This is a genomic window from Pseudomonas sp. BF-B-15 (assembly GCF_019946675.1).
Taxonomy (GTDB): Bacteria; Pseudomonadota; Gammaproteobacteria; order Pseudomonadales; family Pseudomonadaceae; genus Aquipseudomonas; species Aquipseudomonas migulae.
On record NZ_JAGYFZ010000123.1, the window covers coordinates 1 to 16407 of the forward strand.

At 57.5% G+C, this 16407-nt stretch carries 15 protein-coding genes; 8 read left to right on the forward strand and 7 right to left on the reverse strand.

From position 1 onward, the window contains the following. Positions 1 to 75: 75 nt before the first annotated feature. Complete coding sequence (locus KGA97_RS26150; protein ID WP_008033671.1) at positions 76 to 939, reverse strand: LysR substrate-binding domain-containing protein; 864 nt, start codon at positions 937 to 939, stop codon at positions 76 to 78. Positions 940 to 1035: 96 nt separating this feature from the next. Between KGA97_RS26150 and KGA97_RS26155 the strand changes: the two genes are divergently transcribed. Further along, positions 1036 to 1944 carry a DMT family transporter gene (locus KGA97_RS26155; RefSeq protein ID WP_223481771.1) on the forward strand — a complete coding sequence of 303 codons (909 nt, stop codon included), beginning with the start codon at positions 1036 to 1038 and terminating at the stop codon, positions 1942 to 1944. 100 nt (positions 1945 to 2044) lie between these two features. On the opposite strand, the gene KGA97_RS26160 is transcribed toward KGA97_RS26155, so the two are convergent. Beyond that, positions 2045 to 2761 (reverse strand): FadR/GntR family transcriptional regulator, encoded by a 717-nt coding sequence (locus KGA97_RS26160; protein WP_008033665.1) that lies wholly within the window; start codon positions 2759 to 2761, stop codon positions 2045 to 2047. Between the two features lie 281 nt (positions 2762 to 3042). On the opposite strand from KGA97_RS26160, the gene KGA97_RS26165 reads away from it, so the two are divergent. Then, the gene (locus tag KGA97_RS26165; RefSeq protein ID WP_192229167.1) at positions 3043 to 4389 is read left to right on the forward strand and encodes an MFS transporter; all 1347 of its coding nucleotides are present in this window, start codon (positions 3043 to 3045) and stop codon (positions 4387 to 4389) included. Positions 4390 to 4413: 24 nt separating this feature from the next. Next, positions 4414 to 5757: a glucarate dehydratase gene (gudD, locus tag KGA97_RS26170; protein ID WP_008044644.1), complete on the forward strand. Its 1344-nt coding sequence runs from the start codon at positions 4414 to 4416 to the stop codon at positions 5755 to 5757. A 129-nt stretch (positions 5758 to 5886) separates the two neighbouring features. On the opposite strand, the gene KGA97_RS26175 is transcribed toward gudD, so the two are convergent. Further along, positions 5887 to 6768, reverse strand: a complete 882-nt coding sequence (locus tag KGA97_RS26175; RefSeq protein ID WP_223481772.1) for a LysR family transcriptional regulator — start codon at positions 6766 to 6768, stop codon at positions 5887 to 5889. Positions 6769 to 6927: 159 nt separating this feature from the next. Here KGA97_RS26175 and ampC point away from each other — a divergent pair, with 159 nt between their 5' ends. Beyond that, the gene (ampC, locus tag KGA97_RS26180; RefSeq protein ID WP_223437025.1) at positions 6928 to 8094 is read left to right on the forward strand and encodes a class C beta-lactamase; all 1167 of its coding nucleotides are present in this window, start codon (positions 6928 to 6930) and stop codon (positions 8092 to 8094) included. Between the two features lie 182 nt (positions 8095 to 8276). Here the strand turns inward: ampC and KGA97_RS26185 are convergent, their stop codons facing one another. Next, positions 8277 to 8825 carry a DUF4174 domain-containing protein gene (locus KGA97_RS26185; protein WP_223481773.1) on the reverse strand — a complete coding sequence of 183 codons (549 nt, stop codon included), beginning with the start codon at positions 8823 to 8825 and terminating at the stop codon, positions 8277 to 8279. Positions 8826 to 9002: 177 nt separating this feature from the next. Here KGA97_RS26185 and KGA97_RS26190 point away from each other — a divergent pair, with 177 nt between their 5' ends. Next, positions 9003 to 9371, forward strand: a complete 369-nt coding sequence (locus tag KGA97_RS26190; RefSeq protein WP_008033652.1) for a VOC family protein — start codon at positions 9003 to 9005, stop codon at positions 9369 to 9371. A 21-nt stretch (positions 9372 to 9392) separates the two neighbouring features. Here KGA97_RS26190 and KGA97_RS29705 read toward each other — a convergent pair whose 3' ends face one another. Further along, positions 9393 to 9626, reverse strand: coding sequence for a DUF2798 domain-containing protein (locus tag KGA97_RS29705; RefSeq protein ID WP_081500232.1), 234 nt, complete (start codon positions 9624 to 9626; stop codon positions 9393 to 9395). 57 nt (positions 9627 to 9683) lie between these two features. Beyond that, complete coding sequence (locus KGA97_RS26200) at positions 9684 to 10403, reverse strand: cysteine hydrolase (RefSeq protein WP_223481774.1); 720 nt, start codon at positions 10401 to 10403, stop codon at positions 9684 to 9686. 152 nt (positions 10404 to 10555) lie between these two features. Here KGA97_RS26200 and KGA97_RS26205 point away from each other — a divergent pair, with 152 nt between their 5' ends. The 3 genes from KGA97_RS26205 (at position 10556) to KGA97_RS26215 (ending at position 15439) form a co-directional block, all read left to right on the forward strand. Next, on the forward strand, positions 10556 to 11443 hold the full coding sequence (locus KGA97_RS26205; RefSeq protein ID WP_223437031.1) for a helix-turn-helix transcriptional regulator: 888 nt from the start codon (positions 10556 to 10558) through the stop codon (positions 11441 to 11443). Between the two features lie 180 nt (positions 11444 to 11623). Beyond that, positions 11624 to 11974 (forward strand): hypothetical protein, encoded by a 351-nt coding sequence (locus KGA97_RS26210; RefSeq protein WP_008033645.1) that lies wholly within the window; start codon positions 11624 to 11626, stop codon positions 11972 to 11974. Between the two features lie 627 nt (positions 11975 to 12601). Beyond that, positions 12602 to 15439 carry an EAL domain-containing protein gene (locus KGA97_RS26215; RefSeq protein WP_223481775.1) on the forward strand — a complete coding sequence of 946 codons (2838 nt, stop codon included), beginning with the start codon at positions 12602 to 12604 and terminating at the stop codon, positions 15437 to 15439. 25 nt (positions 15440 to 15464) lie between these two features. On the opposite strand, the gene KGA97_RS26220 is transcribed toward KGA97_RS26215, so the two are convergent. Next, on the reverse strand, positions 15465 to 16250 hold the full coding sequence (locus KGA97_RS26220; protein ID WP_008033636.1) for a sulfite exporter TauE/SafE family protein: 786 nt from the start codon (positions 16248 to 16250) through the stop codon (positions 15465 to 15467). Positions 16251 to 16407: the final 157 nt, after the last annotated feature.

The window sequence follows — 16407 nt, forward strand, 5'->3', positions numbered from 1 at the left end:
GCGACGCGGTCTGTCAAATGAACCGCGTCGCCTGGATCGCCAGCAAGCCGGCTCCTACAGGGGGGCGCGGTGTTCTTACGTGAACTCCTCGCGCAACATCGCCACAAACGCTTCTCGCGCTGGATGAACCCCGGCGTTTTCATGCCAGTAAAACAGGTTGTCGATGGCGGTCAGTTCAGGGAACTCATACCCCGCGCACCCCGCGCCTTTGGCGTACTGATCGAACACCCCTTTGGGCACCAGCGCGACCCCCGCCCCCGCACTGACGCACCCGACAATCGCGCCGTAACTCGCCAGGCTGACAATCGGCAGCGCCTGCCCCTGGCGCAACAACCAATGTTCCAGCGCCGCACGGTAAGGACACCCCTGGGGCCACATGAACACGGTCTTGTCCTGCAAATCGGCGATCTCGCGCACCGGTCCCAGCGACGTCGAGGCAATCAGCAGCAGCTCCTCGCGGTACATCGGCGTGCGCTTGAGTTGTGAGCGCTCGACATCCACCGCGACGATTGCGCCGTCGAGCCGGTGGTTGGCGGTGTCATCGAGCAATTGGCCCCAGGTGCCGGTGGTCAGCTCCAGCGCGACCGCCGGATAGCGCTTGTGGAACTTGGCGAGCAAACGCGGCAAGCGACCGGTGGCCGACGATTCGATGGCGCCGATGCGCAACGGGCCGGACGGTTCGGCGGCGGGGTCGACCGCCCGCTTGGCCTCAGCCGTCATGGCAAGAATCTTCGAGGCGTAGGCCAGAAAAGTCTGCCCCGACGGACTGATGCGCAACCCTCTGCCTTCGCGGATAAACAACGCGACGCCCAGCTCCGCTTCCAGCGACTTGATCCGTGCCGTGATGTTCGACGGCACGCAATGCAACAGCTCGGCCGCCCGGGCGATGCTGCCGACGTCGGCCACGGTTTTGAACATGCGAATCTGTGCCAGCTCCATACATCACCCAAAGTGAACGGTCAGCGCAGTATAAGTCAGTTGTGGCGAACGGTCCGCGTTCTGATACTCGAAGCATCTGCCCACAGGTGCCCGACCATGCAAGCGCTCTCAACCGCCACCCCTCCCCTCAAAATCATCCTGGCCATGGCCTTCGTCGTCGCGTGCTGGGGCTATTCCCCGACCGGAATTCACATCGGCTTGCAAGCCTATGATCCCGGGCATCTGGCATTGCTGCGGTTTCTGCTGGCGTCGGTGTTCATGGCGCTGGTCGCTGTGTTCAAAGGCATCAGCCTGCCGACCCTTCGCGATTTGCCGCTGCTGTTCGGCCTCGGCTTTTTTGCGGTGAGCCTGCACCACGTGGCGATCAATTTTGGTCAGCAAGGGGTCAGCGCCGGTGCGTCCAGCGTGCTCGCGCAATCGACGCCCTTGTTCAGCACGCTGCTGGCGCGCTTCGTGTTCAAAGACCAGGTGAGCGCGTGGCGTTGGGGCTGTGTTTTTCTGGGATTGATCGGCGTGGTGATTGTGGTGGCGGGCGATCGCGGACTGGGCAGCATCGACGCCCATGGCCTGTTGATTCTGCTGGCGGCGGTGTCCTGGAGTTTCTACTTCGCGTTGCAGAAACATCACTCCGGGCGTTACGACGGGCTGACACTGGTCTGCTACACGGTGTGGTCGGGGACCGCGTTGTTACTGGTTTATCTGCCGGGATTAGCGGCGCAAGTGGTCAACGCGCCGATGCAGGTGCAACTGGCAGTGCTGGCGCTGGGAATTTTTCCGAGCGCGCTCGCCTACCTGGCCTGGGCATTTGTGTTGACTCACGTTGATTTGAGCCGGGCGACGATGACGCTGTATCTGGTGCCGCCGACGGCCATGGCGATTGCCTCGTTTGGCTTGGGGGAACGGCCGACGGTGATGATCGTTGTCGGGGGGACGGTGGTGTTGGTCAGTGTGTTGGCGTTGAATCTGGAGCGGCGGTTGGTGGCGATTCGGGTGGCGGGCGTTTGATGGGTGTTTTGTGGTGATGGGGCTGGCGCCTTCGCCGGCAAGCCGGCTCCTACAGGGGATCGCTGTTCGGCTCTGCGTCAGCTGGATCCCGCGAAGGCGGTTAATCGCGATCCGCCAGAAACCGGTCCCGGCTGTTGGTCAGGTGCAGCCACATTGCCGCCCGCGCCGCGTCCGCATCCTGACGCTTGATCGCGTTGAGAATCGCCTCGTGTTCCAGATTGGCCAACTGCCCCAGCTTGCTCAAATCCGCCGCGCCACGTTCAGCCGCGTTGACCCGGGTGCGGGGGATCATCGCGCTGCCCAGGTGCTGCATGATTTCCGTGAAGCAGACATTGCCGGTGGCCTCGGCGATCAGCAGATGGAAACGCCTGTCGGCTTCGACGCAGCTGTCGTTGTTGGCGAGCAGGCTTTGATAATCGTCCAGCGCTTCGCGCATCTGTGCCAATTGCGGGTCCGTGCGCCGAATCGCCGCCAGCGCGGCGGCCTGGGTTTCGAGGCCCAGGCGCAACTCCAGAATGCTGCGCACGCCCAGCGCGGTATCGACATTCAGCCGTAGCCCCTGCTCCGGCGCGCGCTCGATAACAAACGTGCCGATGCCGTGCCGGGTTTCGACCAGCCCCGACGCCTGCAACTTCGAGATCGCCTCGCGCACCACGGTGCGACTGACCCCGTGCTCCTGAACGATGCTGTTCTCCGACGGTAGCTTGTCCCCCGGCAGCATCTGGCCGAGCAGGATGCTCTGGGTCAGTTTCGCGACCAGGTCATGGGCCAGGTTGTGAGTGCGCTTGCGGGCAGGCGCGTCGAGGTCATCTTGCATGGCAATCATCCGAAAGCAGGGCTAAGCGGATCGTAGCACTGCGGTCGAACGGTTTCTCAAGAAAACCGCCTCCAACTTGTATGACAACACTCAACAAAACAGACATCCAAGACAAAAACAAAGCGTACAAACGCCCCTAAACTGAATAAAAAATGACCTTAACCATACTATTTTGTTGAGCATTACCTCTTGCAGGATAAAAAAATGTAGTTGTATGATGTCTAGCAACAACGTCACACCTGCAACACCCCGCATAAAAATAATCAGTGGGAGAAAACCAAGTGAATACATCCGTATCCGGGATGCACGACGGTGCCGATTCGGTCCTGAAGTCCGCCATCTCGAAAGTGAAACGCCACGTTCTGCCGCTGTTCGTCATCATGTTCATCGTCAACTACATCGACCGCGTGAACATCGGCTTCGTCCGCGCCCACATGGAACATGACCTGGGCATTGGTGCTGCCGCCTACGGCCTCGGTGCCGGCCTGTTCTTCATCGGCTACGCACTGTTCGAAGTCCCCTCCAACATCCTTCTGCAAAAAGTTGGCGCACGAATCTGGCTGACCCGCATCATGCTGACCTGGGGTCTGGTGGCCGCCTGCATGGCGTTCATCCAGAACGAAACCCACTTCTACATCCTGCGATTCCTGTTGGGCGTGGCTGAGGCCGGCTTCTTCCCCGGGGTGATTTATTACTTCACGCGCTGGTTGCCCGGGGTAGAACGAGGCAAGGCCATCGCGATCTTCCTCAGCGGCTCGGCCATTGCCTCGCTGATCTCCGGCCCGTTGTCCGGCCTGCTCCTGCAAATCAGCGGGTTCGGCATGCACGGCTGGCAATGGATGTATTTCATTGAAGGCATGTTCTCGGTCGGGCTGTGCGTATTCGTCTGGTTCTGGCTCGACTCCAAACCCCACGACGCCAAATGGCTGAGCCGCGATGAGCAAGACGCGCTGGTCAAAGCCATCGATGACGAGCAACTGGCCCGCGAAGCCGCGACGCCGATCAAACCGTCGCTGGGCACGCTGCTCAAGGATCGCCAGATCATCCTGTTCTGCCTGATCTACTTCTTCATCCAGCTGACCATTTACGCCGCGACCTTCTGGCTGCCGAGCATCATCAAGAAGATGGGCGACCTCAGCGACGTTCAGGTTGGGCTGTTCAACTCGATCCCGTGGTTGCTGTCGATTGTCGGCATGTACGCCTTCGCGTCGCTCTCGACAAAATGGAAACACCAGCAAGCCTGGGTCGCCGCTGCCCTGCTGATCGCTGCGGCGGGGATGTTCATGTCCACCACCGGCGGGCCGGTCTTCGCTTTCGTGGCGATCTGCTTCGCGGCGCTGGGTTTCAAATCGGCCTCTTCGCTGTTCTGGCCAATCCCTCAGGCGTACCTGGATGCACGGATCGCCGCTGGCGTGATCGCGCTGATCAACTCGGTGGGCAACCTCGGCGGCTTCGTCGCGCCGACCACCTTCGGCCTTCTGGAACAACACACCGGCTCGATTCAAGGCGGGCTGTACGGCCTCGCCGCGACCTCGATCATCGCCGCGATCATCGTCTTCGCTGCACGCAACACACCGAAAACCGCACCGGCCGTTGCGCTGGGCAAACCAACGCCCAACCACGCCTGATCGCTGCTATTTAAGGACAAGAACATGAACCAACAAGACACCGCAAAAGCCCCGATCATCACCAGCATGCAAGTGGTTCCGGTGGCCGGTCACGATGGCATGCTGCTCAACCTGAGCGGCGCCCATGGCCCGTTTTTCACCCGCAACATCGTGATCCTCAAGGACAACGCCGGGCACACCGGCGTCGGTGAAGTGCCGGGCGGCGAGCGCATTCGCCAGACCCTGGAAGATGCGCGCAGCCTGGTGGTCGGCAGCCCGATCGGCACCTATCAGAGGATTCTCAACCAGGTGCGCCAGACCTTCGCCGACCGCGATGCCGGTGGGCGCGGCTTGCAGACGTTCGACCTGCGCATCACCATTCACGCGGTAACTGGCCTGGAAGCGGCGCTGCTCGATTTGCTCGGCCAGCACCTGGACGTGCCCGTCGCGGCGCTGCTCGGCGAAGGCCAGCAACGCGACGAAGTGAAGATGCTCGGTTATCTGTTTTATGTCGGTGATCGCAACGCCACCGATCTGGCTTACCGCAGCGAACCGGACGCCGACAACGACTGGTTCCGCGTACGTCACGAGAAAGCCATGACCGCCGACGCCGTAGTGCGCCTGGCAGAAGCCGCCCACGCCCGCTACGGGTTCAAGGACTTCAAGCTCAAGGGCGGCGTGCTCAGTGGCGACGAAGAAATCGAAGCGGTCACCGCGCTGGCCGAACGCTTTCCCGACGCACGCATCACCCTTGATCCGAATGGCGCCTGGTCGCTGAAAGAAGCGATCCGTTTGTGCCGCGATCAGCATCACGTCCTCGCTTACGCCGAAGACCCGTGCGGTGCGGAAAACGGTTATTCAGGCCGGGAAGTCATGGCCGAATTCCGTCGCGCCACCGGCCTGAAAACCGCGACCAACATGATCGCCACCGACTGGCGGGAAATGGGCCACGCGATCCAGTTGCAATCGGTGGACATCCCGCTGGCCGACCCGCATTTCTGGACGATGCAGGGGTCGGTTCGCGTGGCGCAGATGTGCCACGAATGGGGCCTGACCTGGGGCTCGCACTCCAACAACCACTTCGACATTTCCCTGGCGATGTTCACCCACGTCGCAGCCGCTGCACCGGGCGAAATCACCGCCATCGACACCCACTGGATCTGGCAGGACGGCCAGCGCCTGACCAAAGCGCCGCTGCAAATCGTCGACGGTTGCGTGCAAGTGCCGAAGAAACCGGGGCTCGGGGTTGAACTGGACATGGATCAACTGGCCAAGGCCCATGAGCTGTACAAAGGCATGGGGCTGGGTGCGCGGGATGACAGCGTGGCGATGCAGTTTCTGATTCCGGGATGGAAATTCGATAACAAGCGGCCGAGCCTGGTGCGTTAAAACCCTGGAGAACACCGCAACCCCTGTAGGAGCAGAGCTTGCTCGCGAAGGCGGCGGCAGATCTTGCATCGACGTGACTGAGAGACCGCCTTCGCGAGCAAGCTCTGCTCCTACAGGGGTATGCGGTGTTCAATCGTTCAACTGTGCTGCCTGCAAAAGCCACCCTTTGAACGCCGCCATCGCCGACGTTTCGGGCCGTGACTGCAAGCGGGTCAGCCAGTAGCTGCCGGTGGTGATGCCGATGGCGAACGGTTGCTCGATGACTCCCGCCGCCAGTTGCCGGGCGAACATCAACGGCGGCGCCAAGGCCACACCCGCACCTTGCAACGCCGCCTCCATCATCGCCAGCGAGGAATCAAAGACGATGCTGCGAGGCGGCGCGGCATGGGCTGGCAGGCCAGTGGCCTGAAACCATTCGGGCCACTCATCCGTGCGATAGGAACGCAACAGCGTTTGCTGCAACAGATCGTCCGGCGTGTGCAGTTGCCGGGCAATCTCGGGCACGCACAACACCGACAACGGTGCTTCGATCAACCTGACCGCTTCAATCCCGTGCCACGCTCCCGCGCCAAAGCGAATCGCGTAATCCAGCCCTTCAGCCGCCACGTCCACTCGATTGTTGTGGGTCGACAGGCGCAAATCTATGAACGGATGTTTCGCCTGAAAGTCCGCCAGTCGCGGCAATAGCCAACCGACCGCAAACGTCCCCACTGCGCCCACCGTCAACACCTCACGAAAATGCCCGCCTTCGAAACGCTCCAGGGTTTCGGCGATTCGATCGAAGGACTCACGAAGCACCGGCAACAAGGTCTCCCCTTCACTGGTCAGCATCAGCCCGCGTGGCAGGCGTTTGAACAGGGTGACGTTGAGTTGGGCTTCCAGGCTTTTGACCTGATGACTCACCGCGGCTTGCGTGACGCACAACTCCACCGCCGCCCGTGTAAAACTCAGATGACGCGCAGAGGCCTCGAAGGCGCGCAGTGCGTTGAGCGGTAATTGCGGGCGGATCATGCCAACTCCCAAATTTTTCTAATGGCTAAGCCGAGATATTGTCGTTTGTCGAAGCACGGCATACTGAATAGATTTGGCACGCCCAGCGACGGCCCGATTCATAAACCGCTCGGAGTGTAGCGGGTTTAATCATCAAATCTCATGGACAGTGGCTCAATCATGCACAACTCAACATTCGGCAAGGTCTTATCCTGCAGCGCTTTCGGACTGCTCCTCAGTGCAGGTTACTGCGTTGCCGGGAATCAGACTGACGCGCAGATCGAAGCCGCGGTGAATGCCGCGGTTGCCCCGGTCATGCAGCAACAGAACATTCCCGGCATGGCCGTCGCGATCACCGTGAATGGCAAGCAGCATTACTTTAACTACGGCGTGGCCTCGAAGGAAACCGGCACGGCTGTCACCGAAAGCACCCTGTTCGAGATCGGTTCGGTGAGCAAAACCTTCACCGCCACCCTCGCCGCCTACGCCCAGGCCAGCGGCAAACTGTCCCTGTCGGACAAGGCCAGCCATGTCCTGCCGGCATTGCGCGACAGCGCGTTCGATCACGTCAGCGTGCTGCAACTGGGCACCTACACCGCCGGTGGCCTGCCACTGCAGTTCCCCGACAATGCCGATGCAGCCGACAAGATGCTCGGCTATTTCAAACAGTGGAAACCGGCCTACACCGCCGGCAGCCATCGGCTGTATTCGAACCCGAGCCTGGGGTTGTTTGGATATCTGGCGGCCAACAGCATGGGCCAGCCGTTTGATGAGTTGATGGAAAAGACCGTGCTGCCCAAGCTCGGGTTGCAGCACACCTATCTCAAGGTGCCGCAGAATCAGATGGCGCTTTACGCTCAGGGTTACACCAAGGAAGACAAACCGGTGCGGGTCGAGCCGGGCGCGCTGGACTCAGAAGCGTATGGCGTAAAAACCAGCGCCTCGGACCTGCTTCGCTACGTCGAGGCGAACATCAAACCCTCCAGCCTTGAAGCGCCGATGCAGCAAGCCATCGCCACGACGCATGCCGGTTACTACACGGTCGGCGACATGACCCAAGGGCTGGGTTGGGAGTTTTACCACTACCCGATCACCCTCGATAAATTGCTCGCCGGCAACTCGTCGCCGATGGCGATGGAGGCGCACAAAGTCCAGTGGCTGAACCCGCCACAAGCTCAACCGGACAACGTGCTGATCAACAAGACCGGCTCCACCGGTGGCTTCGGTGCGTATGTGGCGTACGTGCCCTCGAAAGACATCGGCATCGTGATCCTCGCCAACAAAAACTACCCGAACCCGGAGCGAGTCAAAATCGCCCATGCGGTGTTGAGCACATTGACTCAATAACCTACGAACCAACCTCTTGTAGGAGCGAGCCTGCTCGCGATTGCGGTGTGTCAGGCGAACGGGGTTTCGAATGTTACGGCCTCATCGCGAGCAAGCTTGCTCCTACAAGGATTGGCGCAGGCAAAAAAATGGGCGACCTGTTGAGGTCGCCCATTTTTGTTAGCGCGTGGTCATCTACGCCTTCAATCGTCAGGCATTTCCGGTGGCTTGGCAGGCTTCGCCGGTTTGCCCGGCTTTGCCCCCTTGGTGCCGTTAGGCGGTGCGGCCTCTGTGACGGGTGGCGGGGTGGGCACCGTGGCTTCTTTCTCGGTGGACGGCAACTGGTCGACCGTACTGAAAATCGTCTTCAGATCAACCGCGTCCGATTGCTCGAGTTTCTTTTCGCCGTCCTTGCCGACCAGAATCACCTTGGTCTTGGCCCCTGCCCCCAACTTGAGCGAACGGATCAAGGCTGCCGTGTCTTGCGGCCCGAGGTCTTTGCCTTCGCGCTGGCCCATCAGGTTGAGCACGGTGTACAGGACCATGTTCCGGTCGGTGAATTCCTTGCGATTGGCCGGCTCATCCAGTGACTTTTTCAGGCTGACCCACGCCGGGTCGACCGTGCTCGGCGCAATGACAATCAGCGGCCGGGACCTGCCCTTGTCCATGTCCAGCGGTGAGTCGCCATCGGCGGCGAGCAAGGGGCCGGCGAAAGCCAGCAGGGTTGTCAGGGTCAATGACCTGATGAGCATGCGCATCTCCTTTTGATATCCACGCTCTAATGATTGCGCATCGCGGCGTTCGTTCCGGGGGTCGCACCGCAATTGTGTTTCGCCTTGACCCAAGCTTAGGTCAGGGCGGTCATTGCGCAACAGGCTGAGCTAATCTCAAGACTCGATATACACCTGAACCGCCGTGAGGATCCCGCCATGAGCGCTCAGCTGAATCACACCATTGTCTGGTGCCGAAACAAACAGATATCCGCGTCGTTTCTGGTCGAGATTCTCGGCTTGCCCGCCCCCGAACCCTTCGGGCCGATGTTGATTGTGAAACTCGAAAACGGCGTGTCGCTGGACTACTACGACAATGACCCGCCGATTGCCTCTCAGCATTATGCGTTTCTGGTCAGCGACGACGATTTCGATGCGGCGTTCGCTCGCCTGCAAGCCAGGCAGCAAGCGTGGTGGGCTGATCCCTGCAAACAGCAGCCGCAACAGATCAACGATTATGGGGGTGGCAGGCGCGTGTATTTCGATGACCCGGACGGGCATCTGCTGGAGATTTTCACCCGGGAATGACAAACAATGCTGCCGGGCATCTTAAGGATCTTCTTGCACCACAAAGGACGTTAGCCGCCTTATCAGCGGTGTCGCAAGTAACACGAATGGCACAATGGTCATCCAGGCAACCAGCCAGGCTTTTAATCCATACGACAGTAACTGGCTGGCCGAAAGGCTTGAAGGACTGGCTATGGCCGTAGCAATAGCGCAGGTGATTGCGGACTGGATCACCGCAGAAGTTCGCTGGCGAAATCGCCGATGGAGCTTGGGCATTTCCGGTACTCCCAGACGGCTGCGTCGCAAGTGGCGAGCAGCCGGCTTGCATGGACCTTACTTGGCTTGGAGCAACTCAACAGTCTGCGCAGTCGTCAACAGAGCGTTGGCGATGTAACGGAAGTTGATCAGCGCGGCCAGGTAACCGTCCCCTTCCGGGGTGGTCGGGCCGGCGGTAGCGTCACGCACCACGGCCACCTCGAAACCTTGCTCCAGCAATTCACGCAGGTGCGACTCGACGCAAAGGTTGGCCGCCATACCCGCCAGAATAATTTGCGATACACCGTGCTTGCGCAGTTGCAGCGCCAAGTCATTGGTTTCCGGGCCGTAGACCTTGTGTGGCGAAGCGATGATGGTTTTGCCGTCGAGAATGTACGGTTTGAACTCGGGCATGAAGTCCGCACCGGAGTTCTCGAAACCGTCGAGGGTCAGCGGGCCCTTACGATCGAACATGCAGATGGAGTGCATGACCTTTTCCAGCGGCCCACCGAATTTCCACTCGTGGTCGCAGGGATAGTAGTAGTGCGGGGAGACAGCGACCGTGATGCCCGCACCTTTGGCGGCTGCGAACAACTGACCGAGGTGATTGACCACATCGTGTTCGACGATGCTCTTGCCAAACACATCCCAACTCACACCCTCAGGGCTGAGGAAATCGATTTGGGGGTCGATGACGACCAGCGCAGTACGGGAAAGGTCAATTTTCATCCCTGGATCTGGCAGCGCAGGGCTGGCTGGATCTGCGTAATGTGCGTGGCGTGTTGTGTCGTTGCTCATGCCAATAGACTCCGATCGTGGGTAATAAAGTTGCTCTATGCCATGGCGCCCCTGCGGGCCGTTGCTTACCATCGGCGAGAACTTCATCCTATCCCCACCTTCTGATCCGACTTTGTCAGCACGTACAGAGTCTTTATCTGGTCGTCGCTATCATGGATATCCTGTCCGAATTCTTCGAACGCACGAACCTTCAGGGCAGGCTTTTCTTCTCTGGTCGGGTCGATGGCACTCTTGTCCTCGATAAGCCGCCAGGCATGGCGTTCATCCATGTCATCAGTCAGGGCGGTATCGACATGGTTCAGCCTGGGTTACCAAAGATTTCCATTGCCGAGCCCAGCGTGCTGTTCTGTCCGAGCAGTTGCCGGTATCAACTGCGCTCCAATACGATTGAGGGAGCAGAACTGATTTGCGCCTCATTTCAATTTGGGCGAAACACACAACACCCCTTCCCTCTCGGGCTCAAAGAAACCCTGATCTTCCCATTCAGAGAGCTGGAGAATCTCGACCCGGTCATTGGCGCGTTACTCGCCGAGTTTCGGGATCAGGAGGCTGGAAGGACCAAAGCGCTGAATCTGCTGTTGGAATACATATTTGTCCTGATCGTGCGACGCGCCGTTGCAGACGGGCTGATATCCAGTGGATTGCTCTATGCCCTGCAGGATGGGCGCCTCGGCGCGGTGTTCAACAGCATCCATTCAGTGCCGGATGAGCTTTGGACCGTCGAGAAACTGGCGAGCCTGGCGAACATGTCCAGGTCGAAATTTTCTGCCTGTTTCACTCAGATAATGGGGCAGTCGCCTATGGGGTACGTCACCGCATGGAGGATGAAGGTGGCTCAGGACATGCTTCGTGATGGTGTTCAGATCAAGGTGATCGCCGAGTCGGTCGGTTACAGCTCGCAGGCGTCTTTTTCGAAAAGCTTTCTGAACGTCATTGGTTGTCCTCCAGCCGAGTGGCTGAAACGCGATGCCAGTGCAGAAGCACCCTTGGTGACCGCACACGTGCAGCCCGCACAAGATTTTCTGGCTTCACAGGCGTAACAGAGCAAGGATCGCCGAACCCAAGCGCAGTCTTTATGACTACTCGACGTGTCATATTGACTCTTTCCAGCCGTTGTATATATGACAACACACAATCATATCTTGTTGATATATAACAACAAATAAACTGGCACGATTCATGAAATAGTTTTGGAAATGCCTCCAAAGCAGGAAATCATCATGTCTCGTTCCATCCCCCTCAGCTTTACGCTTTGCCTGTTGCTCTCACCCGTGTGCATGGCCGATCAGGTCGTCCGTGAGGTGCCTGATACCACCGCTGGCAAGGGCGCCGGTGCCGTGACCGGATTGATGGTCGGCGCTGTGGGTGGCCCGATTGGAGCGCTGATCGGTGCCGGTGTCGGATTCTTTGCCGGCAGCGCGGTTCAGGAAGCGGCCGGTCTCACGGAAACCGCTTATGAAGTGAAGGACGCCCAGGGCGAAATCAGCACTGTTCGCTCGCCCAATGCCCGCTTCGAACCAGGTCAACAAGTGACGCGCAAAGGCCCGCGCCTGGTGCGTCAGGACAGTTGATCCAGCCATCACCACGAACTTCTTTTTGGGATCCGGCCATGGGTCGGTTCCTCTTTTTTTCTCGTTTTCGAGGGTGGACGAGCCGCATCTCGTCTGCCCTTTTTTCTTACACCGCGCTTTATCCTTAAAGGCTGCGGAACACCGTAAACAGCCTCTTGATGATAATCATCGCAATGAATATTCATCGATCTAACGATAGGTATCAGCCGCAAAAGTCGCTTCATCCAAGGCAATGCAAAAAAACAGCAACTTCATAGCCGGCCGTCAGACAAATATGGATAAGCATCTAACACACAAGCACTTTTATTTGCTTTCCTGACCATTCGGCCAACAACGACAGCAAAAATTATCCTCGTCGTCACGTTTTAAGCATTTCAATTCAACACTACTTTCTTATAAAATTCCCCGCCTTAATGGCCCCTGGCCAGCAACCTCAGAAAAGCGGCTCTCTCTCCCTTGAAAAGAAAAGCCCGGCGACACCTTGTTGCGACTTTTCCTGACATCATCCGGTACAGCTCCGAACACTGAATTCCTTTCGTACAATCATGAACTGCCAGCCAGGCACTTTCTGCCTGGATGCTCCCTTTACTAACGTTTCCCTATCTGTCCGAGACAGAGGAGGATTATTTGCTTCGCAAGCTTGCACTGCCTTATGGTTTGAGGACGATCCTGACGACTGCGCTGGTATTCCAGTGTGCAACTTTAGTCCTCAGCTTATGGTTAGTGAGCAGCAACCAATCGAGCATTGGAACCCTATCAAGTGTCGCTGTCGATCAAGTCGACGCAGTGGCAGAAACTGTTCGACACTTGATGGAGGCACGCCTCTCCCTGTCGCGAGCCAACACCCGCATCGTACTGTTTAATAAAATTCCGCATGAAATGGTGCAACACGCCCGCACGGAATTGACACTGGCGAATAAATCGTTTGACCGCTTCCTCACACACACAAAGGTTGATGAAGAAAACCACATCCGAGTCCAGGCTTTAAAAGACGTGTATTCACGTTATGTGGAGGTGCTCAATCAACTGGTCAAGTACACGGGCGCTGGCGACGTCCAATGGGCACTCGCTCAGCCGGTACAGGACATTCAAGAGCAACTCCTTCTGGAACAAAAAAACTTCATAAAATACGGAAACAGCATCAGCCAGACTTCACTTCAGTCTATGGGCGATCGATTTAAAATATACATCGCCGCCGCTGCAATGATACTTCTCATGGTATTAGCAACAACATTCTTCCTGCTGTACATCATAAAGAAAGTTGAGAAGAGTCGACTTCTAAAAATTGCCGTCAATCGAACTGACAGTGCAATTATCGTCACCAATCCGGACAGCATAATTACCTATGTAAACGAGGGTTTTGTGCGCATGCTGGGTTATGAAATATCAGACCTGGTGGGAAAAAAACCGGACGAGGTATTTTATGGCCGCCATACGGATCAGGAAGCAGTCCTTTCTTTCAGAAACAGTATCCAGAAAGGACAAAGCCATACCACTGAATTACTGGTCTACAACAAATCAAAGAATCCATTATGGGTACGCGTGGTCGCCAATCCGGTGCTCGACCCACAGGGTGTTCAGCAGGACGTCGTGGCTATTGTGACGGACATCACCGAAGCCAAGATGAACGACGAGTTGCAGTTCAAGGTCCTCAGTGCCATGGCCCGCGAAGAGCCACTTCCCGACATCATGAAGTTGATTTGTCTGGAGATAGGTCGTATCGCTCCTGAAATCGGCGTTTCAATAAGACAATTTGATGAGCAGGGCTGCCTTCCACTGGTGGCGGAATTCAACCTGCCGGCCGGGTTGATTCAGTCACTGGAAAGCCTTGCCGAAAGGTCCATCCTGAAAAAAATGGACGTGAAAGAAAGCATGATGCTGAACTTCACTGATCCTGCATCGGACCAGGGCGATTGCATCGATCACAAGCTCTCGCAATCGTTCGGTTTCACAGCTGGTTGGGTTAACACCATTCGCTCCAACAACGGACGTTGTTTAGGCACATTTACCCTTTACTACCGTGAAAATCACCTCCCTGCGGTCCAACATCACCGGCTGCTTGAAACCAGCCTGAAGCTGTGCGCACTCGCCCTCGAGAGGGACAGCTTTATCAACGATATTGAACGACTGGCCTATTATGACAGCCTGACGATGTTGCCCAATCGGCGACTGTTGATGATGAAAGCAAACTCAATGATTGCCAATGCTCAGCGCTCGCAATCATCAATGGCCGTGTTGTTCATCGACATTAATAAGTTCAAGCAAATCAATGACTCACTTGGGCATGCCGCCGGGGATTTGCTTCTGTCTGAAATAGCCAGGAGGCTTCAGGGTTCTGTGAGGGGCAATGACTTTGTCAGCCGGCTTTCAGGAGATGAATTCGTCATTATTCTGTCTCCCTCCAGCGCTGAACAAGCGATTGCCTTTTCAGAAAGAATGCTCAGCAAACTATCGGAACCCATGATGTTGGCCGATGTAAAAATTGCGCCCTCGGCCAGCATTGGTATTGGTATTTATCCAGACCACGGTAACGACATTCACTCGTTGCTTTTGCATGCCGATCAGGCGATGTACAAAGCCAAGTCCGCAGGCCGCCAGGCAATTGAAGTGTTCGACCAGGTGATCAACGATTCAACCAATGACGAACTGACACTGAGCCTGGCCCTCGAGAATGCCCTGGAGTCCAATCAGCTGACGCTGCATTACCAGCCCCAGATAGCGCTCGACGACAACCAACTTTTTGGTGTCGAGGCACTTGCCCGCTGGATTCATCCGGAGCTTGGAAACATCCCTCCAAATCGATTCATCCCTTTGGTGCGCGAGGCAGGATTGATGCCCAAGCTCAATCAATGGGTACTCACCGAAGCCTGCCGGCAGATGGCTCAATGGCGCGACTCGGGACTTGCCGTGCCTCGTATGTCGGTAAACATCTTCCCCGTCGCCTTTCGCGACAGAGCCATTATTGATCTCATCCAGTCTCTGCTGACAAAGCATGGGCTCCTACCCTCCTGCTTGACGCTGGAGGTCACGGAAGACTTCATACTGGACGCCACCGACAATGTCATATCGGTCATTACCGAGGTCCGTCAATTAGGCGTCAGCTTATCCATTGACGATTTTGGCACCGGTTACTCCAGCCTGAGCTACCTGCTGCGACTGCCCGTGGACACCATCAAGCTGGACAAGAGTTTTATCGACGATATCGAAAAAAGCGAAAGTGCCCGGACACTGGCACAGTCGATTGCCGGGATCTGCAAGAGCTTGCAATTGAACATTGTCGCCGAAGGTGTTGAAACCGATGCGCAACTTGAAATCCTTCGAGGCCAGGGATACCAGATAGCGCAAGGTTATTGTTTCTCGCGCCCTTTGGCCCCTCAGGATTTGGCTCAATGGATCCGCGAGAGATTCCTTTCCAGCGATGATAGCGAACGCTACCGAATCTCGGCTCCCAAGAGCCTGCTGTGAGATTTCAAGGGATGTCGTACAGAACCTAGAACGCCAGTTTGTAGCCGATCAGCACCAGCATCGTCGCCAGGCACGGGCGCAACACCTCATCCGAGATGCGGCCGGTCAGGTGGCTGCCCAGGTAAATCCCCGGCAGCGAACCGACCAGCAAGTAGCCCAGCACATGCCAATCCATGTTGCCCATGCTCGCATGGCCGAGACCGGCGACCAGGGTCAGCGGTACGGCGTGGGCGATTTCCGTGCCGACGAGGCGGCGGGTAGGCAACAGCGGATACAGGATAAACAGCGCCACGGTGCCCAGGGCACCCGCGCCGATGGAGGTCAGGGCGACCATGGTGCCGAGGATCAGGCCGGTGATCACCGTCAGCCCATTCAAGCGTTTGCCGCTTGGGTTGTAGGTGCCGCCGGCGCGTTTGTGGGCGAAGTCGAGCAGGCGTTTCTTGAAGAAAATCGCCAGTGCCGTGGCAAACAGGACAAAGCCCAGCGCCTGTTTGATGATGGCGTTCATCGCGTCGGGGGACGTTTGCAAACTGCTCAGGAACCACAACGTCAGCGCGACGGCCGGCACACTGCCGAGCGTCAGCCAACCGGTAATGGCCCAGTCAATGTTCTTGTTCTTGCGATGTACCAGCACACCACTGGATTTGGTAATCGCGGCGTACAGCAGGTCCGTACCCACCGCTGTCGCCGGATTGATGCCGAACCAAAGCAGGATCGGCGTCATCAGCGAGCCGCCGCCCACGCCGGTCATGCCGACAATGAACCCCACCACCAAACCTGCCACAACCAAACCGAAGTTAACGAAATCCATTAACACGCCCACAAAAACGCATGAAAAAACTGGCCCGCAGCATAGCGATTTTTCTTATAACTACTTATATCGATGCGGTCTATCGTTATTCCTGCACGCGCATTCCCCTGTAGGAGCCGGCTTGCTGGCGATTGCGGTGCGTCAGTCAAATCAATGT